At 31.2% G+C, this 21,632-nt stretch carries 33 protein-coding genes; 27 read left to right on the top strand and 6 right to left on the bottom strand.

All coding sequences use genetic code 11. From position 1 onward, the window contains the following. Positions 1-199: 199 nt before the first annotated feature. Positions 200-439 (top strand): hypothetical protein, encoded by a 240-nt coding sequence (locus IGL23_RS11790; RefSeq protein WP_002394283.1) that lies wholly within the window; start codon positions 200-202, stop codon positions 437-439. 284 nt (positions 440-723) lie between these two features. Beyond that, positions 724-1,773: a hypothetical protein gene (locus tag IGL23_RS11785; RefSeq protein WP_002394282.1), complete on the top strand. Its 1,050-nt coding sequence runs from the start codon at positions 724-726 to the stop codon at positions 1,771-1,773. A 126-nt stretch (positions 1,774-1,899) separates the two neighbouring features. On the opposite strand, the gene IGL23_RS11780 is transcribed toward IGL23_RS11785, so the two are convergent. Together IGL23_RS11780 and IGL23_RS11775 are read right to left on the bottom strand one after the other, a co-directional pair. Further along, entirely contained in the window at positions 1,900-2,508 is a 609-nt protein-coding gene (locus IGL23_RS11780) for a hypothetical protein (RefSeq protein WP_002410053.1), read from the bottom strand. A gap of 78 nt (positions 2,509-2,586) precedes the next feature. Continuing rightward, positions 2,587-2,916, bottom strand: a complete 330-nt coding sequence (locus tag IGL23_RS11775; protein WP_002365236.1) for a winged helix-turn-helix transcriptional regulator — start codon at positions 2,914-2,916, stop codon at positions 2,587-2,589. Positions 2,917-3,137: 221 nt separating this feature from the next. On the opposite strand from IGL23_RS11775, the gene IGL23_RS11770 reads away from it, so the two are divergent. The 4 genes from IGL23_RS11770 (at position 3,138) to IGL23_RS11755 (ending at position 6,536) form a co-directional block, all read left to right on the top strand. Then, positions 3,138-3,719 (top strand): histidine phosphatase family protein, encoded by a 582-nt coding sequence (locus IGL23_RS11770; RefSeq protein WP_002380883.1) that lies wholly within the window; start codon positions 3,138-3,140, stop codon positions 3,717-3,719. Between the two features lie 16 nt (positions 3,720-3,735). Then, a complete protein-coding gene (locus IGL23_RS11765; protein ID WP_002365234.1) occupies positions 3,736-4,155 on the top strand; it encodes a MerR family transcriptional regulator in 420 nt (139 codons plus the stop codon). A 14-nt stretch (positions 4,156-4,169) separates the two neighbouring features. Beyond that, a complete protein-coding gene (locus tag IGL23_RS11760; protein WP_171803825.1) occupies positions 4,170-5,105 on the top strand; it encodes an aldo/keto reductase in 936 nt (311 codons plus the stop codon). A gap of 99 nt (positions 5,106-5,204) precedes the next feature. Then, positions 5,205-6,536 (top strand): FAD-dependent oxidoreductase, encoded by a 1,332-nt coding sequence (locus IGL23_RS11755; RefSeq protein WP_002410055.1) that lies wholly within the window; start codon positions 5,205-5,207, stop codon positions 6,534-6,536. 37 nt (positions 6,537-6,573) lie between these two features. On the opposite strand, the gene IGL23_RS11750 is transcribed toward IGL23_RS11755, so the two are convergent. The 3 genes from IGL23_RS11750 to IGL23_RS11740 are packed head-to-tail and all read right to left on the bottom strand — an operon-like array spanning position 6,574 to position 7,980. Beyond that, positions 6,574-6,909 (bottom strand): winged helix-turn-helix transcriptional regulator, encoded by a 336-nt coding sequence (locus tag IGL23_RS11750; RefSeq protein ID WP_002410056.1) that lies wholly within the window; start codon positions 6,907-6,909, stop codon positions 6,574-6,576. 37 nt (positions 6,910-6,946) lie between these two features. Next, positions 6,947-7,600 carry an ImmA/IrrE family metallo-endopeptidase gene (locus IGL23_RS11745; RefSeq protein ID WP_002394276.1) on the bottom strand — a complete coding sequence of 218 codons (654 nt, stop codon included), beginning with the start codon at positions 7,598-7,600 and terminating at the stop codon, positions 6,947-6,949. Continuing rightward, positions 7,597-7,980 (bottom strand): helix-turn-helix domain-containing protein, encoded by a 384-nt coding sequence (locus IGL23_RS11740; RefSeq protein WP_002394275.1) that lies wholly within the window; start codon positions 7,978-7,980, stop codon positions 7,597-7,599. Before IGL23_RS11740 ends, IGL23_RS11745 begins: the two co-directional genes overlap by 4 nt. Positions 7,981-8,725: 745 nt before the next feature. Between IGL23_RS11740 and IGL23_RS11735 the strand changes: the two genes are divergently transcribed. The 4 genes from IGL23_RS11735 to IGL23_RS11720 all read left to right on the top strand — a co-directional run bounded on the left by IGL23_RS11735 (position 8,726) and on the right by IGL23_RS11720 (position 9,989). Then, positions 8,726-8,977 (top strand): hypothetical protein, encoded by a 252-nt coding sequence (locus IGL23_RS11735; RefSeq protein WP_002365227.1) that lies wholly within the window; start codon positions 8,726-8,728, stop codon positions 8,975-8,977. 85 nt (positions 8,978-9,062) lie between these two features. Further along, entirely contained in the window at positions 9,063-9,389 is a 327-nt protein-coding gene (locus IGL23_RS11730; RefSeq protein ID WP_002394274.1) for a hypothetical protein, read from the top strand. Then, the gene (locus IGL23_RS11725; RefSeq protein ID WP_002380876.1) at positions 9,389-9,805 is read left to right on the top strand and encodes a DUF961 family protein; all 417 of its coding nucleotides are present in this window, start codon (positions 9,389-9,391) and stop codon (positions 9,803-9,805) included. The genes IGL23_RS11730 and IGL23_RS11725 overlap by 1 nt, the downstream gene beginning before the upstream one ends. A gap of 22 nt (positions 9,806-9,827) precedes the next feature. After that, positions 9,828-9,989, top strand: coding sequence for a hypothetical protein (locus tag IGL23_RS11720; RefSeq protein ID WP_002394272.1), 162 nt, complete (start codon positions 9,828-9,830; stop codon positions 9,987-9,989). Here IGL23_RS11720 and IGL23_RS11715 read toward each other — a convergent pair. After that, a complete protein-coding gene (locus tag IGL23_RS11715; RefSeq protein WP_267548142.1) occupies positions 9,976-10,128 on the bottom strand; it encodes a hypothetical protein in 153 nt (50 codons plus the stop codon). The two genes, IGL23_RS11720 and IGL23_RS11715, sit on opposite strands and share 14 nt — an antisense overlap. Positions 10,129-10,390: 262 nt before the next feature. On the opposite strand from IGL23_RS11715, the gene IGL23_RS11710 reads away from it, so the two are divergent. From IGL23_RS11710 to IGL23_RS11630, 17 genes are all read left to right on the top strand, one after another. After that, entirely contained in the window at positions 10,391-10,543 is a 153-nt protein-coding gene (locus IGL23_RS11710) for a DUF6906 family protein (RefSeq protein WP_002410057.1), read from the top strand. Positions 10,544-10,583: 40 nt separating this feature from the next. Next, positions 10,584-10,877 carry a hypothetical protein gene (locus tag IGL23_RS11705; RefSeq protein ID WP_002394269.1) on the top strand — a complete coding sequence of 98 codons (294 nt, stop codon included), beginning with the start codon at positions 10,584-10,586 and terminating at the stop codon, positions 10,875-10,877. A gap of 59 nt (positions 10,878-10,936) precedes the next feature. Next, positions 10,937-11,263: a nucleotidyltransferase family protein gene (locus IGL23_RS11700; protein ID WP_002394268.1), complete on the top strand. Its 327-nt coding sequence runs from the start codon at positions 10,937-10,939 to the stop codon at positions 11,261-11,263. After that, a complete protein-coding gene (locus IGL23_RS11695) occupies positions 11,253-11,633 on the top strand; it encodes a HepT-like ribonuclease domain-containing protein (protein ID WP_002394266.1) in 381 nt (126 codons plus the stop codon). The genes IGL23_RS11700 and IGL23_RS11695 overlap by 11 nt, the downstream gene beginning before the upstream one ends. Continuing rightward, positions 11,634-13,142 carry a cell division protein FtsK gene (locus tag IGL23_RS11690; protein ID WP_002407733.1) on the top strand — a complete coding sequence of 503 codons (1,509 nt, stop codon included), beginning with the start codon at positions 11,634-11,636 and terminating at the stop codon, positions 13,140-13,142. Between the two features lie 18 nt (positions 13,143-13,160). Further along, entirely contained in the window at positions 13,161-13,439 is a 279-nt protein-coding gene (locus tag IGL23_RS11685) for a hypothetical protein (protein WP_002394264.1), read from the top strand. Further along, entirely contained in the window at positions 13,429-13,716 is a 288-nt protein-coding gene (locus IGL23_RS11680; RefSeq protein WP_002394263.1) for a hypothetical protein, read from the top strand. The genes IGL23_RS11685 and IGL23_RS11680 overlap by 11 nt, the downstream gene beginning before the upstream one ends. A gap of 9 nt (positions 13,717-13,725) precedes the next feature. Next, the gene (locus IGL23_RS11675) at positions 13,726-14,133 is read left to right on the top strand and encodes a hypothetical protein (RefSeq protein ID WP_002410060.1); all 408 of its coding nucleotides are present in this window, start codon (positions 13,726-13,728) and stop codon (positions 14,131-14,133) included. Positions 14,134-14,453: 320 nt separating this feature from the next. Next, the gene (locus IGL23_RS11670) at positions 14,454-15,737 is read left to right on the top strand and encodes a replication initiation factor domain-containing protein (protein WP_002399520.1); all 1,284 of its coding nucleotides are present in this window, start codon (positions 14,454-14,456) and stop codon (positions 15,735-15,737) included. Between the two features lie 17 nt (positions 15,738-15,754). Next, positions 15,755-15,979, top strand: a complete 225-nt coding sequence (locus IGL23_RS11665) for a hypothetical protein (protein ID WP_002394261.1) — start codon at positions 15,755-15,757, stop codon at positions 15,977-15,979. After that, entirely contained in the window at positions 15,943-16,554 is a 612-nt protein-coding gene (locus tag IGL23_RS11660) for a hypothetical protein (protein ID WP_033596164.1), read from the top strand. Before IGL23_RS11665 ends, IGL23_RS11660 begins: the two co-directional genes overlap by 37 nt. Positions 16,555-16,677: 123 nt before the next feature. Further along, the gene (locus IGL23_RS11655; RefSeq protein WP_002410063.1) at positions 16,678-18,675 is read left to right on the top strand and encodes an isopeptide-forming domain-containing fimbrial protein; all 1,998 of its coding nucleotides are present in this window, start codon (positions 16,678-16,680) and stop codon (positions 18,673-18,675) included. A gap of 3 nt (positions 18,676-18,678) precedes the next feature. Further along, positions 18,679-19,407: a class A sortase gene (locus IGL23_RS11650; RefSeq protein ID WP_002394258.1), complete on the top strand. Its 729-nt coding sequence runs from the start codon at positions 18,679-18,681 to the stop codon at positions 19,405-19,407. Positions 19,408-19,420: 13 nt separating this feature from the next. Then, a complete protein-coding gene (locus IGL23_RS11645; RefSeq protein WP_002394257.1) occupies positions 19,421-19,972 on the top strand; it encodes a hypothetical protein in 552 nt (183 codons plus the stop codon). Next, positions 19,969-20,436: a hypothetical protein gene (locus tag IGL23_RS11640; RefSeq protein WP_002365204.1), complete on the top strand. Its 468-nt coding sequence runs from the start codon at positions 19,969-19,971 to the stop codon at positions 20,434-20,436. Before IGL23_RS11645 ends, IGL23_RS11640 begins: the two co-directional genes overlap by 4 nt. Further along, positions 20,417-21,403 carry a conjugal transfer protein gene (locus tag IGL23_RS11635; protein ID WP_002394255.1) on the top strand — a complete coding sequence of 329 codons (987 nt, stop codon included), beginning with the start codon at positions 20,417-20,419 and terminating at the stop codon, positions 21,401-21,403. Before IGL23_RS11640 ends, IGL23_RS11635 begins: the two co-directional genes overlap by 20 nt. Then, on the top strand, positions 21,403-21,627 hold the full coding sequence (locus tag IGL23_RS11630; RefSeq protein WP_002394254.1) for a hypothetical protein: 225 nt from the start codon (positions 21,403-21,405) through the stop codon (positions 21,625-21,627). Before IGL23_RS11635 ends, IGL23_RS11630 begins: the two co-directional genes overlap by 1 nt. Positions 21,628-21,632 lie beyond the last annotated feature (5 nt).

Here is a 21,632-nt window from a genome sequence, read left to right as displayed (position 1 = left end):
ATGATTTTTATATAAATAAATTTATCTGAGAATTACATCTATCTATATAATTAAAAAAGCGAGTTCACAATTGTATGTTTAGTGAAGAAGATAAGCTTGAGATTATTCTAGGCATAATTTATATACACAATAAATAGGAATAAAAGTTCATATTTTTTTTTGTACTAATTATTATGGAATTAAAATTGGAGATGATGATATGTTTAAACTATATCTTAACTATTGGAAAAGAATTTTTGATTATAAAGGAACATCAGATGTGATTGAAATTTTTATTGCGTTAGCAGGTGATTTTTTAGTAATCATTTTTTTGAATATTCTAGGTATTGTCATTCCAATTAGCTGGGAAAATAGTTTAGTGAATTTTTTATATATTGTTAAATTAGCAATGATAGTTCCAGCAATATCATTGTTAGTACGAGTTCTAAATAAATATTAAATTAAGGATAAAAAATATACAAAATATTATTATACAGTGTTCAAATTCATTATACGTTTAACATTTTTAAGTAAAATTAAAAAGTTGCTATAGAAAAATTTTTATAGAATATTAATAGAGACACATCTTTTAATTTATTGATCTCTTTTGCTGAATAATTGTAAAGATTTCTTTATAGATTGTTTTTAATAACTCTTTATAATTATAGAAAATCAAAATATTTGTATAAATAAATAACATCCTATAAAATTTTATTGTGAATAAAAATTAGGAGGATATATAAAATGAAAAAAAGCAATACAAGATTCAGAACTTATTTTACAGACGATGAAGCGGGGACAAACATTTCTTGGGGATCAGTTTTTGCTGGAGTAATTACATTTCTATCTATTTTTATGACTCTTGGACTTATTGGATCAGCGATTGGGTTCGGTACTTTAAAACCGACATCAAGTAACCCTTTAGATGGAGTTGGGACTGGACTCATTATTTGGTCGATTATTACTATTGTGTTATCTCTGATGGCTGCAGGATTTGTATCTGGTGTAGCGGCTAAAAGAATTGGTTTATTGCACGGTTTCTTAACATGGGCAACAAGTATGATTGTAGTAATGCTTTTAGTGAGTTATACAGCTGTTAGTACATTTTCAGCAATCGGTTCCCTTTTAGGAAATGTTGCTTCTGGTGTAGGGGATAGTGTTGGGGCAGTTGCTTCTACTACTGGCGATGCGATCTCAAAAGGTTTTGATAAAGTAACTGATGAAATTGGCACGGTCAATACACAAGAACTACAAAATAATGTAAATAAATATTTAAAAGATACGGATGTTCCAGAACTTCAACCAGATTATTTAAAAGATCAAATGAGTGAAGCGACTGATAAAATCAAAGATGCTGGTAAAGAAATTATAAAAAATCCTGAAAATGCAGATAAGGTTTTTGATTCTACAGCGGATTCTTTACAAGACCAAGCGAAAAAAATTGGCGATTCCGTAGATAAAAACGCGATTGCGAATGCTGTAGCGAAAAATAGCGACTTATCTCAAGAAGAAGCTCAACAAGCAACAGATAATATTTACAATGAATTAAAAACAGCTAGTGATGAAGCGCAAAAACAAATTGACACTGCACGTACTAATTTAGATAAAGCTAAAGATGATTTGAAAGAATCAATCGATGAAGCAAGACAAGCGGCAGAGGATGCATCAAACACGACAGCTAAAGCATCTATTTGGGGATTTGTTGCAATGGTCGTTGGCTTAATTATTACTTCCCTATTTGGATTATTAGGAGCTAACTTAGTAAAAAATCCTGAAAGAGAGCATAAAATGTAAGAACATTAAAGTAATTTAAATGTTAATAATCAATGTAATGAATATTTTGAACTGTTTATAAAAAAAGTCTGAGAACATTATTGTTAATGCTTTTCAGACTTTTTTATTGCATGCAATTGTTATTATTTAATCGAATTTTATAATTTTTAAATCTTTAAAAAACGCTTCTGTACCGATATCAACGAACAATCCTATACTACCAGAAGCAGCCTCCCCAAGTTTCATGTTCTCTACAACCAAAGAAGGAGTTTCATTATTGTTTATATAAAATTCACCTCTAGATTCTTGAATTATGGCTTTTAAAGTAATCCATTCGTTAAGCTTAATATCAGCTGAACCTTCATAATCCGCTATATTAAGATTTCTAAAATATTCAAAGGTATAGTTGGGGTATGAAAAATATTGTACTGCTCTATTCTTTCTTGTAGGATCTTCGCTATGACCATTGGTAGGGCGTATATAAAAAGATTCAAATTTAGAATCATCATCATTTATCCTGAATGCAATACCAATAAAACCTCGAGCAAAGCTTGGAGCATTCGACAATAACCTACTTAACATTTTTACTTCAATTATACCATTATGAAAAGAAAAATTAGTTACTTTAGCGTAGGTATTTTCATCAAATTCCATTATTTTATTTGATTTTACAACTCTTAAAACAATGTCTTTTTTTAAAGTAGTAAGTTTGGCATTTACATTTACTTGCTCAAAATCAAACATTTCTATATCCATGTTTTCACGCTCCCTAATTTTCTATAATATAAGGATAGCTTATTTTTTTTAGAATGAGAAGTAGGTACAAAAATGTAACTATATGTTAACTTGTGTTTTGTAAAATTCTCCCCACTCTCTCATAGATTCAATTACAGGTAATAATGTATTTCCTAGTTTAGTTAATTTATATTCGACATGGGGTGGATTTTTTTTAAAATCAATACGTTCAACAAGGCCATCTTTAATCATTGACTTTAAACTAGCTGTCAAAACTTTTTGTGAAATTCCACTCAATGATCTTTTTAACTCACTATTTCTTTTGGAACCAGTCATTAAATCCCGGATAATCAAGACCTTCCATTTACTATTAACTAGTTTAACTGTTGTTTCTACATCACAAATAGGTAATTGTGGATTTTTTTTCATAATTTTGTTCTCCGAATAGAATTTTTAATTTATCTATAGTATAAATTAAATTTATAGATAATTTCAACGGAAATATCTAATAAAATTTTATTAATAGACTTTCTATTTTAGCTAATATTGTGTGAAAAATTATAGATATATATTTTAAAACATAATCAGTTGCCTTGAAGTTAACTTCAAGGTTTATAATGATGAAAAATAGATAGTAGGGAGTTAGATAGATGAAAAAGACACTTTATTTAATGAGACATGGTCAAACATTGTTCAATCAACAAAAAAAAATTCAAGGATGGTGCGATTCTCCTTTAACAAAACAAGGAATTGAACAAGCTAAGATAGCTAAAGAATTTTTTGAAAAAAACGGTATTGTATTTGATGGTGCACACACTTCTACTCTTGAACGAGCTTCAGATACATTAGAATTAATTACAGAAATAAACTATGAGAGGCATAAAGGCTTAAAAGAATGGAATTTTGGCAGATTAGAAGCGGAGCATGAATATTTAAATCCACCATTACCTTATAGAGATTTTTTTGTACAATATGGTGGTGAAGAAGAAATAGAGTTTAGAAAAAGAGTAACAAAATGCTTAGTAAATATTATGCAGAAAGAACAAGGTAAAACTATTTTAGTAGTCTCACATGGAGCAGCTTGTAGGCAATTTATAAGAGAGTGGGCGCATTTAAGTGATATTACACCGCAAGCTCCTATTGGTAACTGTAGTATTATGAAATTTTGTTTTGAGAATGATCAGTTTTACTTAGAAGAGATTATTAATCATGATTTTTCACATTTAGAGTAAGGAGGTAAAGACAATAATGAATATAAAACAGGCAGCAGAAATGTTTAATTTAACAGTAGATACGTTAAGATATTATGAACGAGTGGGAATAATACCTCCTGTATCAAGAAACAGTAGTGGATATAGAGACTATAAAACTAAAGATTTAAATTGGGTTTATTTAGTAAAAAATCTTCGTAATGCAGGCTTATCTATAGAATCTTTGATTGAATTTTCAACTTTAGCACAACTTAGAGATAAACAAAATGTAGAAGATGCGCAGAAGCATATTTTAAAAGAACAGTTAGTAGAATTAGATAAAAAGCTAGAGGAAATGCAACAAACAAGAGAATTACTTGTGTACAAGATAGAAACATATGAGGATCATATTGCAAAATTTAAAGCTGGTGAATTGGATCCTGATAAAGTCGAAAAACTATGGGAACGAAAAAAATAAATTTTTTTCTTTTTATGTATTTAACTCTAAGATTTAGGATAGAACATGTAAAGAAATTAGAGGAGGAAAACAATATGCAAACAATTACTTTGAATAATGGTGTAGAAATGCCTCAATTGGGATTTGGTGTGTATCAAATTCCATTAGAAGAAACAGCTGAAGCAGTCTATCAAGCCATTAAAGCAGGATACCGTTTGATCGATACAGCTTCTATTTACGGAAATGAAAAAGAAACAGGTGAGGGAATCAAACGTGCCATCAATGAAGATCTGGTCACTAGAGATGAACTTTTTATTACCTCTAAATTGTTTATTCTTCAAGCATCAGAGGGCAAAGCTAAGGAAACGATTGAACATTCTCTTAAAGTAATGGGATTGGATTATCTTGATCTTTATCTTATTCATCAACCATATGGAGATATTTATGGTGCATGGCGGTCAATGGTTGCTACTCAAAAAGCAGGGAAATTGCGTGCAATAGGAATTTCAAATTTCAAGTCAGCTAAAATGATTGAGTTTGTTGGATTGAATGAAGTAAAACCTCAAATTAATCAAATTGAAGTGAATCCATGGAATCAGCGAATTGAAGATCAGGAATGGCACGAAAAATATGAAGTACAAATAGAAGCTTGGGCACCATTTGCAGAAGGTCGCCATGAACTATTCAAAAATCCAGTATTAGAAGAAATCGGTGAGCAATATGGCAAGTCAATTGGTCAAGTTGTGCTTCGCTGGCTAATGCAAAGAGGGATTGTAGCTTTAGCAAAATCAGTCCATCCTGAACGAATGGCTGAAAACATTGATATTTTTGATTTTGAGCTTTCAAAAGGAGACATTGAAAAGATAGCGAATTTAGACATGAAAGAATCTGCTTTCTTTGATCATGACGCACCACAGCAAGTGGAATGGTTTATGAATAGAATGCTAGACACTGAAATTAATGTGGATTAAAGGAGTTAAAAAAGATAGGTCTGTATGGTTACTTTAAAGTAACTAATTGCTAGCTATAATAAAACCTTATAAAATTATTTTAGAAAGGAAGTGATTGTTATGAACAAATATAAAAATATAATTATTGGTTTTGGAAAGGGAGGGAAAACACTAGCAAAAGAAATTGCTATGCGTGGTGAAGAGGTATTGATGATTGAAGAATCTGAACTAATGTATGGAGGGACATGTATTAATGTAGGATGTATACCATCAAAATCTTTAATAATTAATGGAGAAAAACATGTAGATATGTCAACGGCGCATTCAATAAAAAATAGTTTGACAAGTAAGTTGAGAGAAAAAAATTACAATAACCTTTTTGAAGAAGAGAATATAACTATTTTAAATGGAAAAGCTAAATTTTTATCAGATAAAATCATACAAATCACTAAGACAGATAATACGAAAATCCAAGTTGAAGGTGAACGTATTTTTATTAATACGGGCTCAAAAGCTATCAAATTACCTATAGATGGGGTAAATAAAAGTAAAAATGTTTTAGATTCTACAACTGCTATGGAACAAGTAATAGCACCAGAAAAAATAGTTATTATAGGTGCTGGTTATATTGGGTTAGAATTTGCATCAATGTTTAATTCTTATGGAAGCAAAGTTAGTATTTTAGATGCTAGATCTGAATTTTTACCTAGAGAAGATGAAGATATCTCAACATTAATATATAAAGATTTTTTAGATAAGGGAATTGATATTCAGTTAGGCGTATCTATAAACCATATCATAGATAAGGATAATTATACTGAAGTAATATATACTCAAGCTGGTAAAATAAAGAAAGTAGAAGTGTCTAAATTGCTTGTAGCTACAGGTAGAAAACCTAATACAGATGCCTTAGGATTAGAAAACACAAATATAAAAACGGATAGTCATGGGGCTATTGTTGTAGATGAATTTTTAAAAACATCTGTGGAAAATATTTGGGCAATAGGCGATGTAAAAGGGGGCCTACAATTTACCTATATTTCTTTAGATGATTATAGAATAATAGTGGATTATCTTTATGGTGACAAAAAGAGAAATACTATGAATAGAGGTAATATACCGTACAGTGTATTTATAACACCACCTTTTTCAAGTGTTGGAATAAAAGAAAAAGAGCTAGAAAAAAGCAAAGTAAACTATAAAGTTTTTAGTTTACCTGTAAAAGCTATACCTAAAGCCCATATTATTGATCAGACAGTAGGAATTTTTAAAGTAATAATAGATGCAGAAACTGAAAAGATTTTGGGAGCTTCTTTATATGGTGCAGAATCTCATGAATTAATAAATCTTATTTCGTTGGCAATGGATTTTAATATGGACTATAAAGTATTACGTGATAGAGTGTATACCCATCCTACTATGTCGGAATCTTTAAATGATTTACTAAAATAAAAAATTGAAGTTCATTTCATAGCCATAGAAATGAACTTCAATTTTTTAGATTTGTACAATCTAATTCTCTTTGACCCCATAGTTTCATTTGTAAAACAATAGTTGCTAAATCTTTTCCCTTTTCAGACAAATAATAAGTGGACGAAGTAGTATTATTGAAAACTTCTTTTTCATTCTTAACAATCTCATTGTCTTCCAAAAGTTTTAGTTGTTGTTTGATCATTTTTGGAGAACTATTCGGAAGCATTCGGCAAATTTCTCCAAAGCGCATAGATCTTCCGTTTAGGGATTCTATTATTTGGGGGATCCACTTTTTTCCAAGTATATTAGATAAAGCCTCTACAGGGCATTTTTTTTCTACGTTTTTATCCATTATGTAACACTCCTTTTATGAATTATTAAAATAAAAACTAATTGAAAATAAATCTGTAGATGTCAGTTTCTTTATGAAAGTAATAATTGTTAAAAAGTGTATTAGCGTGTGTAAAAGTACAGTTATTTACATACATAAGATGTTCGATGAGTCTATTTCTTAATGCAGATTTGCTCATAAAAAAGTATTGTGCAATTTCTTCGAATGAATAAAATTTTTTAAATGCGTAAAACAAGGCTTGGTCATTTGCCATTAACATGCTAGCACCGACATTAGCACGATATTCTTTTGGAAAATCTTCCATCAAGTAACCATTTTTTAAAAGAATATCAGAAAAAGTATGAGTTGCATTATTAATTTTAGGTATATCTATGTAGTAATGCATAACCTCATGCATTTTAGTGAAATTTTTTCGTTCTAACATTAATTCTTTGTTTGTTGTTATAATAACTTCATCGTCTACTTTAGAGATTGAACCAAGCATCCGTCTTTTAAGTTGTTTTTGAAACGTGTATTCAACAAATTCAACATCTTCAACTTCTTTTACATATTTTTCAATATCAAAGCATTTAACTTGTTCAATATTTTTGGAAGAGTAGTAAGATACTTCTTTTATTAATTCGTTCGAAAAATTAAATGCTTCAAAATAGAGTTCTTTACTAATAAAATCCACCAACAACAGTCCAATCAATCTTTTTTGTTACGTTCCTTTTTTTCTTTTGCTTTTTTTATAAGAAAATCTTGAAAGTCGATTAATTCCTCTTCTAATTCTTCTATATCTTCTATGTCCATATCAGAAGTATTTAAACGAAAATGAGAAATGATATTTTTTCCAATTTTTTCCTTGTCGTTTAGATGTATTCTTTCCTCTGTTCTACCTAGTAAAAAATCGGTAGATACATCATATAAGGAAGCAATTTTTGATAGCATTTCCGAATCTGGTTCACGTGTTCCATATTCCCAGTTTGCATAGGTTCCTAAGTTATTTAAGCCTAGTTGTTTTGCAACATATGTTTTTGTCCATTCTTTTTCTTCTCTTAAAAGCTGTAGTCTTTTTGCTAATGGTTGCACTGGTTTTACCTCCTCTTATAAGTACATTATAAACTTTTTGTGTACAAAATTGAGAAAGTTAAACAAAAAGTGTTGACAATTTATTTTAAAAGGTATATTCTTAACACAAGTTAAACAAAATGTTTAACTTTTCGATTGGATAAACAAAAAAGCGTTCACGAGAAGAAAATGAATCTCCATTTCGTAAACGCCGTAAAATAAAACTTAGACACTTTTATTGTACGGTATTTGACGAGATAAAACAAGGGTGAAGTTTTCATTAAATGTTGTAAGTCTTGTTGAGGTGGTGCGTACCAGCCGTTGAATGGGACGCAAGGTGGCAGTAGTATCTTTAACTAGAGCCATATTGATGACAGATTAATGCAGAGCTGTCAGATTATTTTCAATAACCATGTCGTGAGACACGTTGGAAATAGTTGCTGAACTAGATTGAATAAAAAAATCTATGCAAGCTCAATAAAAGGAGGAGAGCTGTACACCGTATATTACAGTACTATCTAATGTGCCGTGATGTGATGGAATGTAAGAGTCACTAGCCATTGAAGATGATTCTATGTATTGTGATGAACGTAAGAATCTAAAATTGAAATACAATTAAAGTTGTTATTTTTAAGCGTGGAAAAGATTTTTTCTAAAAGAATATTCAATATTAACTTTAGTAAGCACAACTGTATTATTTTAGTTGTACTTTTTTATTTTAAATGAAAGAACAGAATTTGTTATTAAGTGAATAAGGAGGATAAAAATGAAAGAAGAGCTATTACTTTTTGTTGAGAAGTTTGTTGAACGTATGAAACGACAGAAAAAAACTTTTTCTATTTCGGATATAGAAAAGAGCTATAACTTAGAACGTAAGAAGTTAGGTAAGAGTGCGGTTAAGTTAACAAACATGGAACGCTTAACAATTGAAAGTCGATTATTAAAAAATCAGATTTTACAACGAACATATAAAATGACAGGTTATCATAAACCTTGTCAAGTTGTGTTTTTTAGTTAATAAGAAGAATTGCATAAAGAGAGAAAGGCAGTCAATGGTTGACTGTTTGTTTTTGTATAAAAATTAGTGAAAGAAGGAAATTATTTTGGCAAATAGAATTCAAGAAATTGCATTAAGTGATAAAAATTTAGGAAGTAAAATTAAAGCTGTTTATAAAACAGAACGTGATATTTATGTAAATGGATCACCTGTTCGTGGTCGTGTGTTCACCGCTTCAAGCGAAAAGCAACGTGATTTTGAGATTTTTGTTCCTCATTTACGAAATTCACAAATGTTGAATGGCCGTGAAGAAGTAAAATTAATTGATCCAGTAGCACGAATCAATGTAAAACGGAATAACATTGGAAATAGTCGCTCAATTGACATGGTAGTTTATGCAAAACGTTTAGAAGTAGTTGGAGGTAATAAATAATGGGATTATCATTTGAAAATAACACGATTGAAAATTTTGATGTAGTAGGAACATTTGGTACGATGAATTTCTTAGAAGTAGTTGCAATTAATGAACGTGATGGTGAAGGAAATGTGACTGACGATGTTCGTGAACAACGAGTAACGGTTTATTCTAGCAAATTAAATGACCAAGTAGAAATTGCGATTGATCCAGGCTATGACGTTAGTGATATCAATTATGATGATGAAATCGAGTTGACTGGAAATGTAACAGCTCGTGGATGGCTTAATGCTTACAAAGGTTTTAATGACAATGTACAAACAGAACAAGCGTTTAAAGTCCGTGCAGTGGGTATAAAAAAAGTAGGAGCTGTTAAACCAGCTCAACCTACACTACAAAAAGAAAATAAGAATCAAGCAAATGAGCAAAAATAAATATTAGATTGAGGTAGATTAAATGAGCAAAAGAGAAGAATTAAAAAAAATAGGTGATGAATTGTATGAAGTTTTGGCACAAAAAAACGTTACCTTTGAACAAGCAAAAGTAACGCTAGATTATCTTTCAATTAAAATAGATTATGAAATGAAACGAACAATGGTATCTCTTAAGACGTTGTAAAATAGAGAATACTTTTTTCAGGGATGTAGTATTGAATATTAGAACTGATAAACTCTAAAATTTTATCATCAATAATTGATTGGAATTTTTCAATTTTGAGTTTTTGATTGTTGGTAAGAATAATTGTTACGGATTGCATGTCTATTTCACATGCTTTTTCAATTGTTTTTAGCATTATTATAGGACACCTCCTTTTGTTAATATTTTACCACTGAACCAGAAATTTCTGAAAAAATTAATTGGATGTGGGAATTGAAACGAAAGTAAATATCATATTCAGACGAATCGGTAGCACCGTTTAACAGCTAAAAAGGGCATTCTAACGAGTGCCCTTTTTACTATTAATTTGTGTTAACAAGATTTGTTAATAGACATTAATAATAAAGAAAAGGAGAGGTTAAATGAAACAAGGGAAACGCCTAGTTAGGAAAGAAAAAGAGTTGTTGAAAAGTTGCCGATTGAATCCAAAAAATTGGTTAGTAGAAAGACGGTTGAAGAGTAGTGTGATTTTTCTTCATAAAGAAAGTGGTAATTTGAAGGAAATTTATTATTGAAAGGGGTGGCGGAGAAGTAGTGTTAGACTTGGCGGAAAGAATGGGTGTAAAACAAGAAAAATATAGGAGGTTTTTAGAGAGAAAAATTAGAGTCTATCGTATGTGGCAAAGTTTTAGTTATTATAGTACATTGTATTTAAAACTTTATAACGAAACTAGTGAGTATCTTATCCAGTTTTTATTGTTAGATGATTTATTTTTTGAATGTGATGAAGCTATTTTAAACTTGTTAGATAATTTTTTAGAACAATTAGTTAAAGCATATAATAATAAACTGCATGAAGATTTTGATAAGGGTGTTTTCTTTGAGGAATACACAAGTAAAGTGAATTGATTGTGAAATTTGAATGCTTTATAATGGCTTTAGAATAGACGTTAGAAGAGGTGAGAAAAATGGTGATGACAATGAATGAAATTAAAGAGCGTGTGAAACCTGTAGCAGAAAAACACAATGTACCAGTCGTTTATGTCTTTGGTTCTTATGCACGTAATGAAGCGAAAGAAACCAGTGATATTGATTTTGCTGTAGATATTACAGGACAATCAGAAGAAGCCTATTGGAATTTATATGGAGATTTCTTTGAAGAATTAAAAGAAGCTGTAGCGCATGATATTGATTTAGTGGAGCTAGAAACTCTTGTTGATACACAAGATAAACCTGAAAGAAGAGAATTGTTAGCTACCATTTTAAAGGAAGGTGTAAAGGTATTTGAGAGATAGTACAGCAAAGGATTTACGTTTGTTAAGAGGAACGCTGATCTACATTGAAGATATAGAACAGACACTCAATCGTTTTGGAAGGGATTATGAAACCTTCTATCATGATAGAGTGTTTTTTAATGCAATCAGTATGTGTTTAATGCAAATTGGTGAATATACTGTTGGGAACAGTGTCTTTTCAGAAGAATTTAAAGAGAAAAATAGTGGTAAAGTTGATTGGAAAAGACTTAGGAATATGAGGAATATGTTTGCACATTCGTATAGCACAATGAATGAACGTCAGATTTTTCGAATGGCTACAGAATATATTCCAGTGTATAAAGAATTTTGTAGACAAGAATTAGCACGGTTAAAAAAAGAAGGTAGGTAAATGGTAAAAAAATTATTTAGATATAGAGGTAGAAGAATTCGTTATTCTTCAAGAAATTTGTTGGCACTCTATAGAGTGTTATTTTTTATGCCAATTTTTGCTTGTTTAGGCTATTTTGTGGGCTATAAATGGATGTATCCTTTATATCTTTCAAATCCAACTGATTGGAAAATATATATTGTACCAGCGTTAATCATTATAGGTGTCTCGATAGGCTCAATCGTGCTAATTACATTGCTTGTTAAGGCTTCAATTATCAATTCGGGCTATTTTTCTAAAGTAGAACAACGTCAAGTGTTAGCTCGTATGATTATCGACAATGGCTATTATACGAAGAAGCAAGTTAAAGGTAGTGATGGTAAAACAAAAGAAAAAATAAAGTTCCCAAAAATTTATTATAAGTCTGCAAAAAATAGTATTTTCGTTTCATTTGAAACAGCAGGTAATAAATTTCAGAAAAAATTTGAAACCATTGGTGGTTTTTTGGAAACAGCGTTTCATGCGGACAATTTAAATAAAATTGATGAAAAAGGCTTTATTACCTATGAACTAGCTTCTGATGTTTACAATAAGCGTATTTGGATAAAGGATATGCAAGCTGATAAAGGAAAGGTTCAATTAATGAAAGGGTTGTATTGGTACTTTGATAAAGACCCACATTTATTATTAGGTGGTGGAACTGGTGGAGGTAAAACTTTTACCATTTTATCTCTAATTTATGCACTTTGCCGTGTGGGTGAAATGGAAATTTGTGATCCAAAAAATTCTGACTTGATGGCACTAGGTAAGTTACCAATGTTTGCAGGAAAAGTGCATACAGGAAAAATAGATATTGTTAATTGCTTGAAAAATGCAGTTGAATTAATGAATGCACGTTTTGAAATGATGAATAATAGCCCTGATTACAAAATGGGTAAAAATTATGCGTACTATGGTTTAAAGCCTAAGTTTATTGTGATTGATGAATTTGCAGCATTTAAAGCAGAATTAGCGAATGACTATGCGATTGATGGCGATGTAGATGAATATTTAACCCAACTTATTTTAAAAGCTCGTCAAGCAGGGATTTTCTTTATCGTTGCAATGCAACGTCCAGATGGTGAATTTATCAAAACGGCTTTACGTGATAATTTTATGTTTCGAATGTCAGTTGGCCGTCTTTCAGAAACAGGTATTTTGATGATTTTTGGTGATGAAAATAAAAATAAAAACTTTAAATATGTTGAAAAAGTTGACGGTCAAAAAGTCTATGGTCGTGGTTATGTTGCACAAGGAGGTTCAGTAGCAAGAGAATTTTATAGCCCGCAAGTACCACAAGATTTTGACTTCATTCAGGAATTTATCAAGATTTCTAAAGAACTAGGATATGAAGAAATTTCAAAAGAAGTTCAAGAAGAAGTATCTCAAAAAATATCAAAACATGTGGATAAAGAAGCCCTTGCTGAAATTGATGAAGAGTTAGAAGCAGGGCAAGCAAAGTTAGCTAAGTTAAGTGAAAAATTTGGATAATAAGAAAGGAGCTTTTTATTGGATTCTAATGAAATAATCAAACACATTAGAGAACGAGTATATGTTGAAGTCAAGAAACGATATAAAAAGCCTGATTTAGATACACGTATTCGTGACATTCTCTATGAACAATCAGAAAGCTATGCAAAATTAGTTCGATTTTCTAATGGAAAGCGAATAAAAAAATTAACTGATCCTGTTGAGTTTGAAAAATTTATAGAAAATAAGGGAACTAAAATTGTTGAAGAAGTAATCTTTGCTTTGAATAAAAAGGAGGAAAAAGAAAGTGAAATTTAAATCGCAAGGACAAATGCTAAGTTATGTAAAAGAGAAGGAACAAAAAATAATTAAAGAAATTGACCGAAGAGCAGAAAAAGAAGGAGTTTTAGATAATAATAGATTGCTTGATTATAAGTCTTTAGTGACTTCTATTTTAGATGCAGAAGCTTTTTATGATGAAGATAGACCAGTTGAGGAAAAGAAATTCTCAACATCACAAGAAGTTGATAAGTATTTAGAAACAATATTTAAGGAGCATATGGATTCTGCTTGGAAAGAAATGTTTGGTAAGTAGGTGTTAAGTATGTTTTCGTTTGAGGAAGTGATTTTACAACTTGAAAATAAAATTGCACTAAAAACATTAAAAAACTGGGCGAATAAAATAGAGAGATTAACAGATAAAAAATTTGAAAGGAAATATGCGAAAAATTCTAAAGGTTATACCTATTCGTTTAAAGTTTTCAGTTCTAATGATGTTGAATCCTTTTTTAAATTAATTGATCTAAGAAGTAAAAATATTCCTTTGGATATAGCTATTTCGGATGTTTTTATGTCAGAAGAAGAGAAAAAGAAGAAGGAAACTATTTCAATAACAAAAGCAGAGTTTCGAGAAAATCAAGCAACAGTGAAAGAGCTAATCGATTTAGTAAAGGACGTACTATCAGATAATGCAGAGATAAAAAAACGCTTGAAAGTTTTAGAAATGAAGTAAGGAATGGTAGGAGAGTAGACTAGAAGTTGCTAGGGATTGTTGCGTGCTTTGTAGATAGAATAGGGGTGGCGCCCCAAGGCGCCCGCCCCTATTCTATCGTTAACAAAAGTAGCAACGTATATCCCAAATACTTCTAGTCGTGAGGTGGGCTTGACCCACTTCGAAATTTTCTACCCCCGTTTTATAACATGGGGGTAGAATTTAATATACCATATAAAAAAGTTACTTAAACGCTATGTCCCACAAGGGATTGAGCGATTATAATTTTGTCACATTTTTCGACTAAAGTTGTCACATTTTTTGGAAGTAGGTTTAAAGCAGTGAGAGGTGTTGATTTAAAGCGGTATAGAAAAGAGCTAAAATTAAAACAGCAAGAATTGGCAAGTAAATTAGGAATTGAGCGTTCGTTAATTTCAAAAATAGAATCTGGAAAACGTGTTATTTCTAAAGAGTTAGAACAAAAGATTATTGATGTGTTGAACTTAGATGGTGGGCACGCTTCGGTAGAAGCAAAAATTGACTTTTTAAGAATACGATTTAAAACATTAGATGTTCGGACAGTTATTGAGAAGTTGTTGCACATGGATATGAACTGGTTTACTTATGAACCTAGAGGGTTTTATCATTATACAGAAACATTTTCATATAGCTCTATTCGGATTTTTCGGAATCCAGAAAACGTTAATATGGGAATTATGTTGGACTTGTCTGGTGAAGGTTGTCGGCAACTAGAAGAAATTTTTGAAGAGGATAACAATAGATCGTGGACAGAATTTTTTCGCTCTCTTTATGATGACGATATTTTCGGTCAAGGTATTTTGGTAGATACAAAAATTACACGAATTGATATTGCTCTTGATGAATTGATTGTGAAAGGACAAGAAAATTTTGATTTATATGTTTTGAAAGAAAAAATGGAGCAAGGGCTTGTAGATACTACATTTAAGAATTTTGATTTTAGTGGGGGCTTTGCTTATGAAAATAAAAAAATGGTAAATAAAGGTTTGTCTCTTTATTTTGGCAGTCGTCAATCGCCATTATATTTTAACTTTTACCAAAAAGATTACGAGTTAGCAAGAAAAGAAAGTGTAAGTGTTGAGGAAGCAAGAGAAAAATATGAAATTAAAAATCGATATGAAATTCGCCTTTCAGATGAAAAGGCGTTTTTGTTTGTAGAATATTTTCTATCAAGCGGTGAGTCGTTAGACTGGTTAGTGAAAGAAATTATTAATCAATCTTTGACTGTATATGACATTGAAGATGATATGAAGGTCTATTGTAAATCTTGGTATGATGTTGTTGATAAATTGGAAGGCTTAAAATTATCTATTCAAGGTGAAAAACCGTCTATTGAAAAAACACTTCGGTGGTTATCAAATTATTTAGCCCCTTCATTAAAGATGATTAAAGAGATTGATAATCTGTTAGGAACAAATGAGCTGATGGAACGTATCGATTTAGCAGAACTAAAGGAGAAACACGAGGAAATTATTGAAATGGTGTGTGTTGATGCGAAAGATTTATTGTTTAATACTAATCAAAATAATAGTGTTCGGTCTTATATGGAACAAGAATTTGATTTAGAAGAAGCATATCCATTTTAAAGATTAAGGGGGGATATATGGATACAATTGATTTATTGCTAATTACTTTTGTTTTAGTAGTACTTAATTTTGAGATATTTATTTTTTCACTCTATTCGATGAGAAAGAGAAAAAAGCTAAATAATGTTGATGAAGAATTTAGAAAACGTTCTGATGCTGATTCTTTATTAATAGATAATATTGTAGTTGAAAGGAGTTTATGTATATGGGCAGAGAATGTATTAAACAAAACACTAAAGTAGCAATTACTATTACTGGGAAAATGAAACAAACTAGAAATGACATACAAAAAACAAAAGAAAAAATAATTCAATTAGATAAACAAGGAGAATTGATTATTCCTTATTTAAAAATAGTCTTTGAAAAGCTTTTAGAATCTAATGAAGAGCTTTTAAAAGAAATTTCAAGATATAGTTATACTTATGTAGCTTATGAAGAATTAATGACGGTTAAAGAGAAAGCAATTTGGGAAGAATTTTTTAGTGTAAAAAAAATATATGATAAAGAGCTTTCAGAATTTTCTAGTTTTAAAGAGAAATATAAATATTTTGAACCTAAAAACAGTGAAGAATTAAAACAACAAGCTCGAGTATTGTTAGAAAAGAAAGGGTATATTGTTGACAGTCCATTTGAAGGTGATTTTGAAAGATGGATTGGGGTTTACGCTAGACCAAAGGATAAACCAACTTATTTAGATCCAACGGATGGAGAAGAAGTTGGTTTACAAGAAGTGTATAGTGTAGATGGATTTAAACAAGACTTTGCAGAATGGTTTGAAGGAGAAATTGTGGAAGGTAAAGTAAAAGAGATGCTTTAAATTTTTCAAATGCTAGGTGTTTTGTTGAAAACAGAACGTGCACCTTAATATATTTAATTGAATGAATCTGTGATGAAGCGATAGAAATTATTCTGTGGCTATTTTTTATACAAAAAAATAATAATGAAAAGAGGAAATATTTTGAAGAAAACAACGATTATTCAAGGATTAGCAACAACAATCATTTTATCAGTCATGGCAATGCCAATGATGGTTCAAGGGCAAGAAGGCGGACAAGTTCCACAAACAGTGAGAGCAGATTTTTTTCAACGTGCAAATGTAAGCTCTAACTCAATCATTAATGCGCCGAATGCTTCTGTGGTAACACCAGATGATGAAGCTGGTTCAAAGTATAGTTTTATTGCAAAGTTTATTAAAGGTGTCACTACGGTTGAAACAGGTGGTGGTGGGTGGACGAATGATGTTTACGTTAATATGCCTCCTCAAAAATGGGACGGGAAAATCGGTCTTGATGTAACGAAAACGAAGAAAGGGCAATCGTGGATTCGTTACAACAACGTAGGTACAGCTGATGATGGGACACCAATTGATTTAAAAATTACCATTCAAGATTGGGAACAATATAAAAATGCACAAAATATGGTGTCAAATAATATTGTTGCTTTTAACAATGTATCCGCAATTGCAACCTACCAAGGTGGTTTCTCATGGGTGAAACAAACATGGACGTACCTAGAACATGGCACAGACAAAGAAAAGCCAGTTTCAGGCTACTATTCATGGATTGATATTGATAATTTACAAGGAATGACGATTGACAAAGATTCGTACAAAGCAATCGATAAATTGTACGTACCAACGAAAGATACAATTGTTAAATATAAAGAAGAAAAAGACGGTGGAAAAACTTTTTATGATTCTGATGACATTCCCTTAGATGATGGCGATAACCGTGGTGATTTTACGTTTTTGTATTCTAATCGTTCTCGATTCGACTTCACATATAGTGAGGACTTCGCGACACGTGAAAAGAATTTAGGGTATCCTTTACCGCCAAAAAATAATAACCAGTATAGTTATTTTGGTTATAGTGCTAAAAAACCAGTTCGAACAGCGCCAATGATTCCTACTAAAACAGTGACAGATAGTGATGAAACAAATGTTGATAAGAATATCTTAGAAGGGTTAGGCGAAGTATATAGCTATACGATTACACATAAAGTTCCTGATGAAATGAAAGAATTCTACTACAGTAATTACGAAATGCAAGACGAGCTGGTTCCTGAATTAGAACGTGTGTCTGATGTGAAAGTCACGGACGAAGCAGGAAAGGACGTTACCAATAAATTTGAAGCGAAGCATGAAGGTAATTTAGTACGTATGGTCGCAAAAGCAGACGTATTAAAAACAGCGGATTTCTACAATCATGAATACAAGTTCAATTTTCAAACAAAAATCCGTGAAGGTGTTAGCTTAGATAAGTACCTTGTCGATGGCAAACTACAAATTCCAAATAAAGCAAAAATTATCCAAAACAACAAAGAAGTGCCAACTGATGAAACACATACAACTGTCACACCAAAAGACCCGTCTATCGCTAAGAAAATCCTTGAAGGCGATAAAGAAGTGGATTTGACCAGTGCCAAATTGGGCGATGAAGTGACATTCAAATTAGATGTACAAGTGCCAAACACCAAAGATATGACATCTTTAGTGATTCAAGATGATTTAGAAGATGTATTGGAAGCGAATAAAGAAGTGAAAGTCACTCTTTCAGATGGGACAGATATTACGGATCAGGGGAAAATTAGTGTTGATGAAAAAACACAAAAAGTTTCTTGGACTGCCAATGAACCAAACAAATTAAAAGAAAAACAATTATTTGTGTACATTAAAGGGAAATTGAAAGACGCAGACTTTTCGCAATATGTCGATGATAAAGGGGATATTATGATTCCAAACTTGGCACAATTGGTGATTAATGATGAACCGACAGATTCTAACAAAGTGAATGTTACAACTCCACAAGAAAAACCAAAAGTATTGCCAAATACTAATATGGATTTTGGAACAAGTGCAGGTGTAGCTACAATGATTGCAATTTCATTAATTGGTGTGGTCGTAGCAGTGAAACGACAAAAAGATAGCAAAGAGGGCTAATTAATGAAAAAATGGATTGAAAAAAACAAATATTTTGTTGGAGCAATTGGAGTTATTCTCATTGCTCTTTTTTCATTCCTTCTTTTTCAAAACCAACAAAAAGAAGAAGTGAAAGAAGCTATAAATACAATGGTATCAAGTGGCTTAGAGGAAGCAGAAAAGCCAAAAAAACATGTAGAGACAAAATCTAGTGAAACTGTTCAAAGTAATCAAGTAGATGTTATTACTGGTACGGAAGTACAAGAAGAAACACCTATTCCAACAGTGATTTCTTTAACCGAAGGCGAACGTCCGTCTGTTAAAACGATTCAAAGTGCCCAAGTAAATTTTAATGAAGTGTCGGATTCTGTTTTGGGGTCTATTGAAATTGATTCTATTCAATTAACATTGCCTATTTTAATGGGTGATAGTTTTGACAATATGCTTTATGGAGCGTGTACTGTTTTATCAAAACAAACGATGGGAAAAGGAAATTATGCTTTAGCTTCTCACAATGCTGGATATGAAGGATTACTTTTTACCTCGTTAAATAAAGTTTCTGTAGGAGATTTGGTCAAACTTAATGATCGTGAAGGACATTCGTTCACATATAAGGTAAAAGAACAAAAGCATGTTGATATGACTGATACAACTATGTTGAATCTAACAAGAAAGCCAACATTAACTTTAATAACTTGTGACCAAGCCACAAAAACAACAGGAAGAATTATTGTGATTGCGGAATTAGTTTAGAGGAGGGAAAAAGTTGGTTGAAAAAATAAGGGAATTGTCAAAAGAAGAATTTGTCAATCAGTACATGTTTGATTTTAAGTCATTAATTTTCAAATCCAATAATCCTGAAAAAATAACAGCTAAACAAGAAAAACTCTTGGAATGTGAAAAGAAAATCGCTGTATTATTTTATGAAACATATAAACGAATGAAGGGGTATCCGCCTGATGAAAAAGAACTGGGTAGGATTGTTCAAAGAAATTTCCTTGACCGTTTAAAGTTATTTCGAGTGGAATATGATGTGATTAGTGAAGAAAAATTTTGTGGTCTACACGTACAAATGGTCAAACAGCAAATGCCATTAGAAAAGTATCGATCCGATGATTTATCTTATATTTTAGGACGAGAAAAGAAGATAGCTATTAATTATTTTATCGCACATGATGATTTTCCTATGGGTTATGAAGAACTAATGATAAGTCGTTCTAAACAAGCAGTTACCCAAGGCTTGGAAGAGTTAAGGGGAGAATTTATGGAAAGATACCATAAATATTACAGAAAAATGGAAAGGAGTTGTATTTTATGAATCAACATATTATGCCAATTTTTAGAGAGCATAGTAAATTTTACCAAAGGTATTCAAATGTACCAGTTCCTGAAATGCTTCGCTTGCATGGATTCATAGTTGATGAAATGCCAATTGATGAAGCAGATATTGTTTATATGGAAGAATATAAAAATTCTTTACTTAAAATGGGGATTATTATTGATGAAGTACCTTTTAAGAAGGAATTTGTTGCGCAATACGTTTTTCATGGCGGTATAACTAGTTTGATGGCAGAAGGTCAATATTTGAGAAAGCCTAACGGGGATAAAATGTACAATTCGTATTATTTTTATTTGTATAAAGAAGGCTTTCAAACACATAAGGGGCATGTTAGAGAGAGAGTTTATGTTGAAAAGGCGATTAAATCTACTTTTTTAAAAACGTTTGAAAGTTGTTTGGGCTTATTAAGAGTAGGAGGGGAATATGAATTTAAAGAAAATTAAAAAGAAAGAGAAGAAAGAAAAAATACCAAAGGTTAAAACTTTTTCTCAAAAGAAAGCGAATCAGGTTGTGTTAATTGGCGCTAGTGTTTTACTGGTGATGTCAGGAGTTGGTGCGATTCGGGCCAATGTGATGGCAAGTAATGTAGACAATTTGTATTCAAAAGTGGATACGTTAAGCGAACAATCAAAAAAGAATAAAGTTGATAGAGAGGAGCTTGATTATTCAGCCCTCTCTTTTTATACCGAAAATTTTGCGAAAGAGTATTTGAACTATAATTCGAAAGCAAGTGATGAAGCGAAAAAGGCTCGTATTGATCGATTATCTAAATATTTATCACTAGATGTAAAAGATGTTGATGAAACAGAAAACCTACAAGGGAATGTCTTGCGTACGTTTAAAAATACGTCTCTATCACGTATAGAGAAAATGGAAGATTGTTATTTGGTTTATCTAAATGTGAGTTATGAATGGGAGAAAGATAAAAAGACTGAAAATGTGACACAGAATATGGTTTTACCAATTCAAGTAAAAGACAATTTGTTTTCAATTGTAGGACGTCCTTATTTTGTAGCAAGTAGTTTACCACAAGGAAAAACAGTACCTCTAAAACAGACAGAAAATTCAATAGATGTTGATGGGAAAGAAAAACAATCTATAGAGAAATTTTTAAAGATGTTTTTTACAAAATATTCAGTTGGGAACAAACAAGAATTAATGTTGTTAATGAAAAATCCAACAACGACAGCAGGTCAAGACTCATTTGTTTCAATAGATTTTGGTGATATGAAATTTTTTGATACAAAGCAGAAAGGTGTAACAGGGGTTCAAGTATCGGTCACTTTTTCAGATAAAACAACAAAATTAACGCATACTGAGGATTTTTCGCTTTGGTTATCTAAAACGGAGAATTCTTATTTTATTAATACGATGAAACATTACTTTACAGAGAAAGAAGGAAATGACTAATGAATACAGGCAATTTGAGTAGTTTTTTAAGTACAGGTTTTATTACAATTTTAGCGGCTGGTGCGATTATCTTGATTTTAAAACATTGGAAAGGTGCCGAATGGGCAAAAATTGGTTCAGTAATTGTCATTGCCTTAATTTTACAGGACTTTGCGACGAATCAAGGAAAAAATATTTTTGCAGTTGTTAAATGGGTATTAAGTTTAGTTGGAATTAAGATGTAGGTGAG

The sequence above is a fragment of the Enterococcus sp. MSG3299 genome, from assembly GCF_050555765.1.
Taxonomy (GTDB): domain Bacteria; phylum Bacillota; class Bacilli; order Lactobacillales; family Enterococcaceae; genus Enterococcus; species Enterococcus faecalis.
This window is presented reverse-complemented; position numbering and strand designations above follow the sequence as displayed.

What these genes read in the sequence shown, in the direction of transcription:
- IGL23_RS11790 (WP_002394283.1), top strand. Translation starts at nt 200, where the DNA reads ATGTTTAAACTATATCTTAACTATTGGAAAAGAATTTTTGATTATAAA.
- IGL23_RS11785 (WP_002394282.1), top strand. Translation starts at nt 724, where the DNA reads ATGAAAAAAAGCAATACAAGATTCAGAACTTATTTTACAGACGATGAA.
- IGL23_RS11780 (WP_002410053.1), bottom strand. Translation starts at nt 2,508, where the DNA reads ATGGATATAGAAATGTTTGATTTTGAGCAAGTAAATGTAAATGCCAAA.
- IGL23_RS11775 (WP_002365236.1), bottom strand. Translation starts at nt 2,916, where the DNA reads ATGAAAAAAAATCCACAATTACCTATTTGTGATGTAGAAACAACAGTT.
- IGL23_RS11770 (WP_002380883.1), top strand. Translation starts at nt 3,138, where the DNA reads ATGAAAAAGACACTTTATTTAATGAGACATGGTCAAACATTGTTCAAT.
- IGL23_RS11765 (WP_002365234.1), top strand. Translation starts at nt 3,736, where the DNA reads ATGAATATAAAACAGGCAGCAGAAATGTTTAATTTAACAGTAGATACG.
- IGL23_RS11760 (WP_171803825.1), top strand. Translation starts at nt 4,170, where the DNA reads ATGTATTTAACTCTAAGATTTAGGATAGAACATGTAAAGAAATTAGAG.
- IGL23_RS11755 (WP_002410055.1), top strand. Translation starts at nt 5,205, where the DNA reads ATGAACAAATATAAAAATATAATTATTGGTTTTGGAAAGGGAGGGAAA.
- IGL23_RS11750 (WP_002410056.1), bottom strand. Translation starts at nt 6,909, where the DNA reads ATGGATAAAAACGTAGAAAAAAAATGCCCTGTAGAGGCTTTATCTAAT.
- IGL23_RS11735 (WP_002365227.1), top strand. Translation starts at nt 8,726, where the DNA reads ATGAAAGAAGAGCTATTACTTTTTGTTGAGAAGTTTGTTGAACGTATG.
- IGL23_RS11725 (WP_002380876.1), top strand. Translation starts at nt 9,389, where the DNA reads ATGGGATTATCATTTGAAAATAACACGATTGAAAATTTTGATGTAGTA.
- IGL23_RS11720 (WP_002394272.1), top strand. Translation starts at nt 9,828, where the DNA reads ATGAGCAAAAGAGAAGAATTAAAAAAAATAGGTGATGAATTGTATGAA.
- IGL23_RS11715 (WP_267548142.1), bottom strand. Translation starts at nt 10,128, where the DNA reads ATGCAATCCGTAACAATTATTCTTACCAACAATCAAAAACTCAAAATT.
- IGL23_RS11710 (WP_002410057.1), top strand. Translation starts at nt 10,391, where the DNA reads ATGAAACAAGGGAAACGCCTAGTTAGGAAAGAAAAAGAGTTGTTGAAA.
- IGL23_RS11705 (WP_002394269.1), top strand. Translation starts at nt 10,584, where the DNA reads ATGGGTGTAAAACAAGAAAAATATAGGAGGTTTTTAGAGAGAAAAATT.
- IGL23_RS11700 (WP_002394268.1), top strand. Translation starts at nt 10,937, where the DNA reads ATGGTGATGACAATGAATGAAATTAAAGAGCGTGTGAAACCTGTAGCA.
- IGL23_RS11690 (WP_002407733.1), top strand. Translation starts at nt 11,634, where the DNA reads ATGGTAAAAAAATTATTTAGATATAGAGGTAGAAGAATTCGTTATTCT.
- IGL23_RS11675 (WP_002410060.1), top strand. Translation starts at nt 13,726, where the DNA reads ATGTTTTCGTTTGAGGAAGTGATTTTACAACTTGAAAATAAAATTGCA.
- IGL23_RS11665 (WP_002394261.1), top strand. Translation starts at nt 15,755, where the DNA reads ATGGATACAATTGATTTATTGCTAATTACTTTTGTTTTAGTAGTACTT.
- IGL23_RS11660 (WP_033596164.1), top strand. Translation starts at nt 15,943, where the DNA reads ATGGGCAGAGAATGTATTAAACAAAACACTAAAGTAGCAATTACTATT.
- IGL23_RS11655 (WP_002410063.1), top strand. Translation starts at nt 16,678, where the DNA reads ATGAAAAGAGGAAATATTTTGAAGAAAACAACGATTATTCAAGGATTA.
- IGL23_RS11650 (WP_002394258.1), top strand. Translation starts at nt 18,679, where the DNA reads ATGAAAAAATGGATTGAAAAAAACAAATATTTTGTTGGAGCAATTGGA.
- IGL23_RS11640 (WP_002365204.1), top strand. Translation starts at nt 19,969, where the DNA reads ATGAATCAACATATTATGCCAATTTTTAGAGAGCATAGTAAATTTTAC.
- IGL23_RS11635 (WP_002394255.1), top strand. Translation starts at nt 20,417, where the DNA reads ATGAATTTAAAGAAAATTAAAAAGAAAGAGAAGAAAGAAAAAATACCA.
- IGL23_RS11630 (WP_002394254.1), top strand. Translation starts at nt 21,403, where the DNA reads ATGAATACAGGCAATTTGAGTAGTTTTTTAAGTACAGGTTTTATTACA.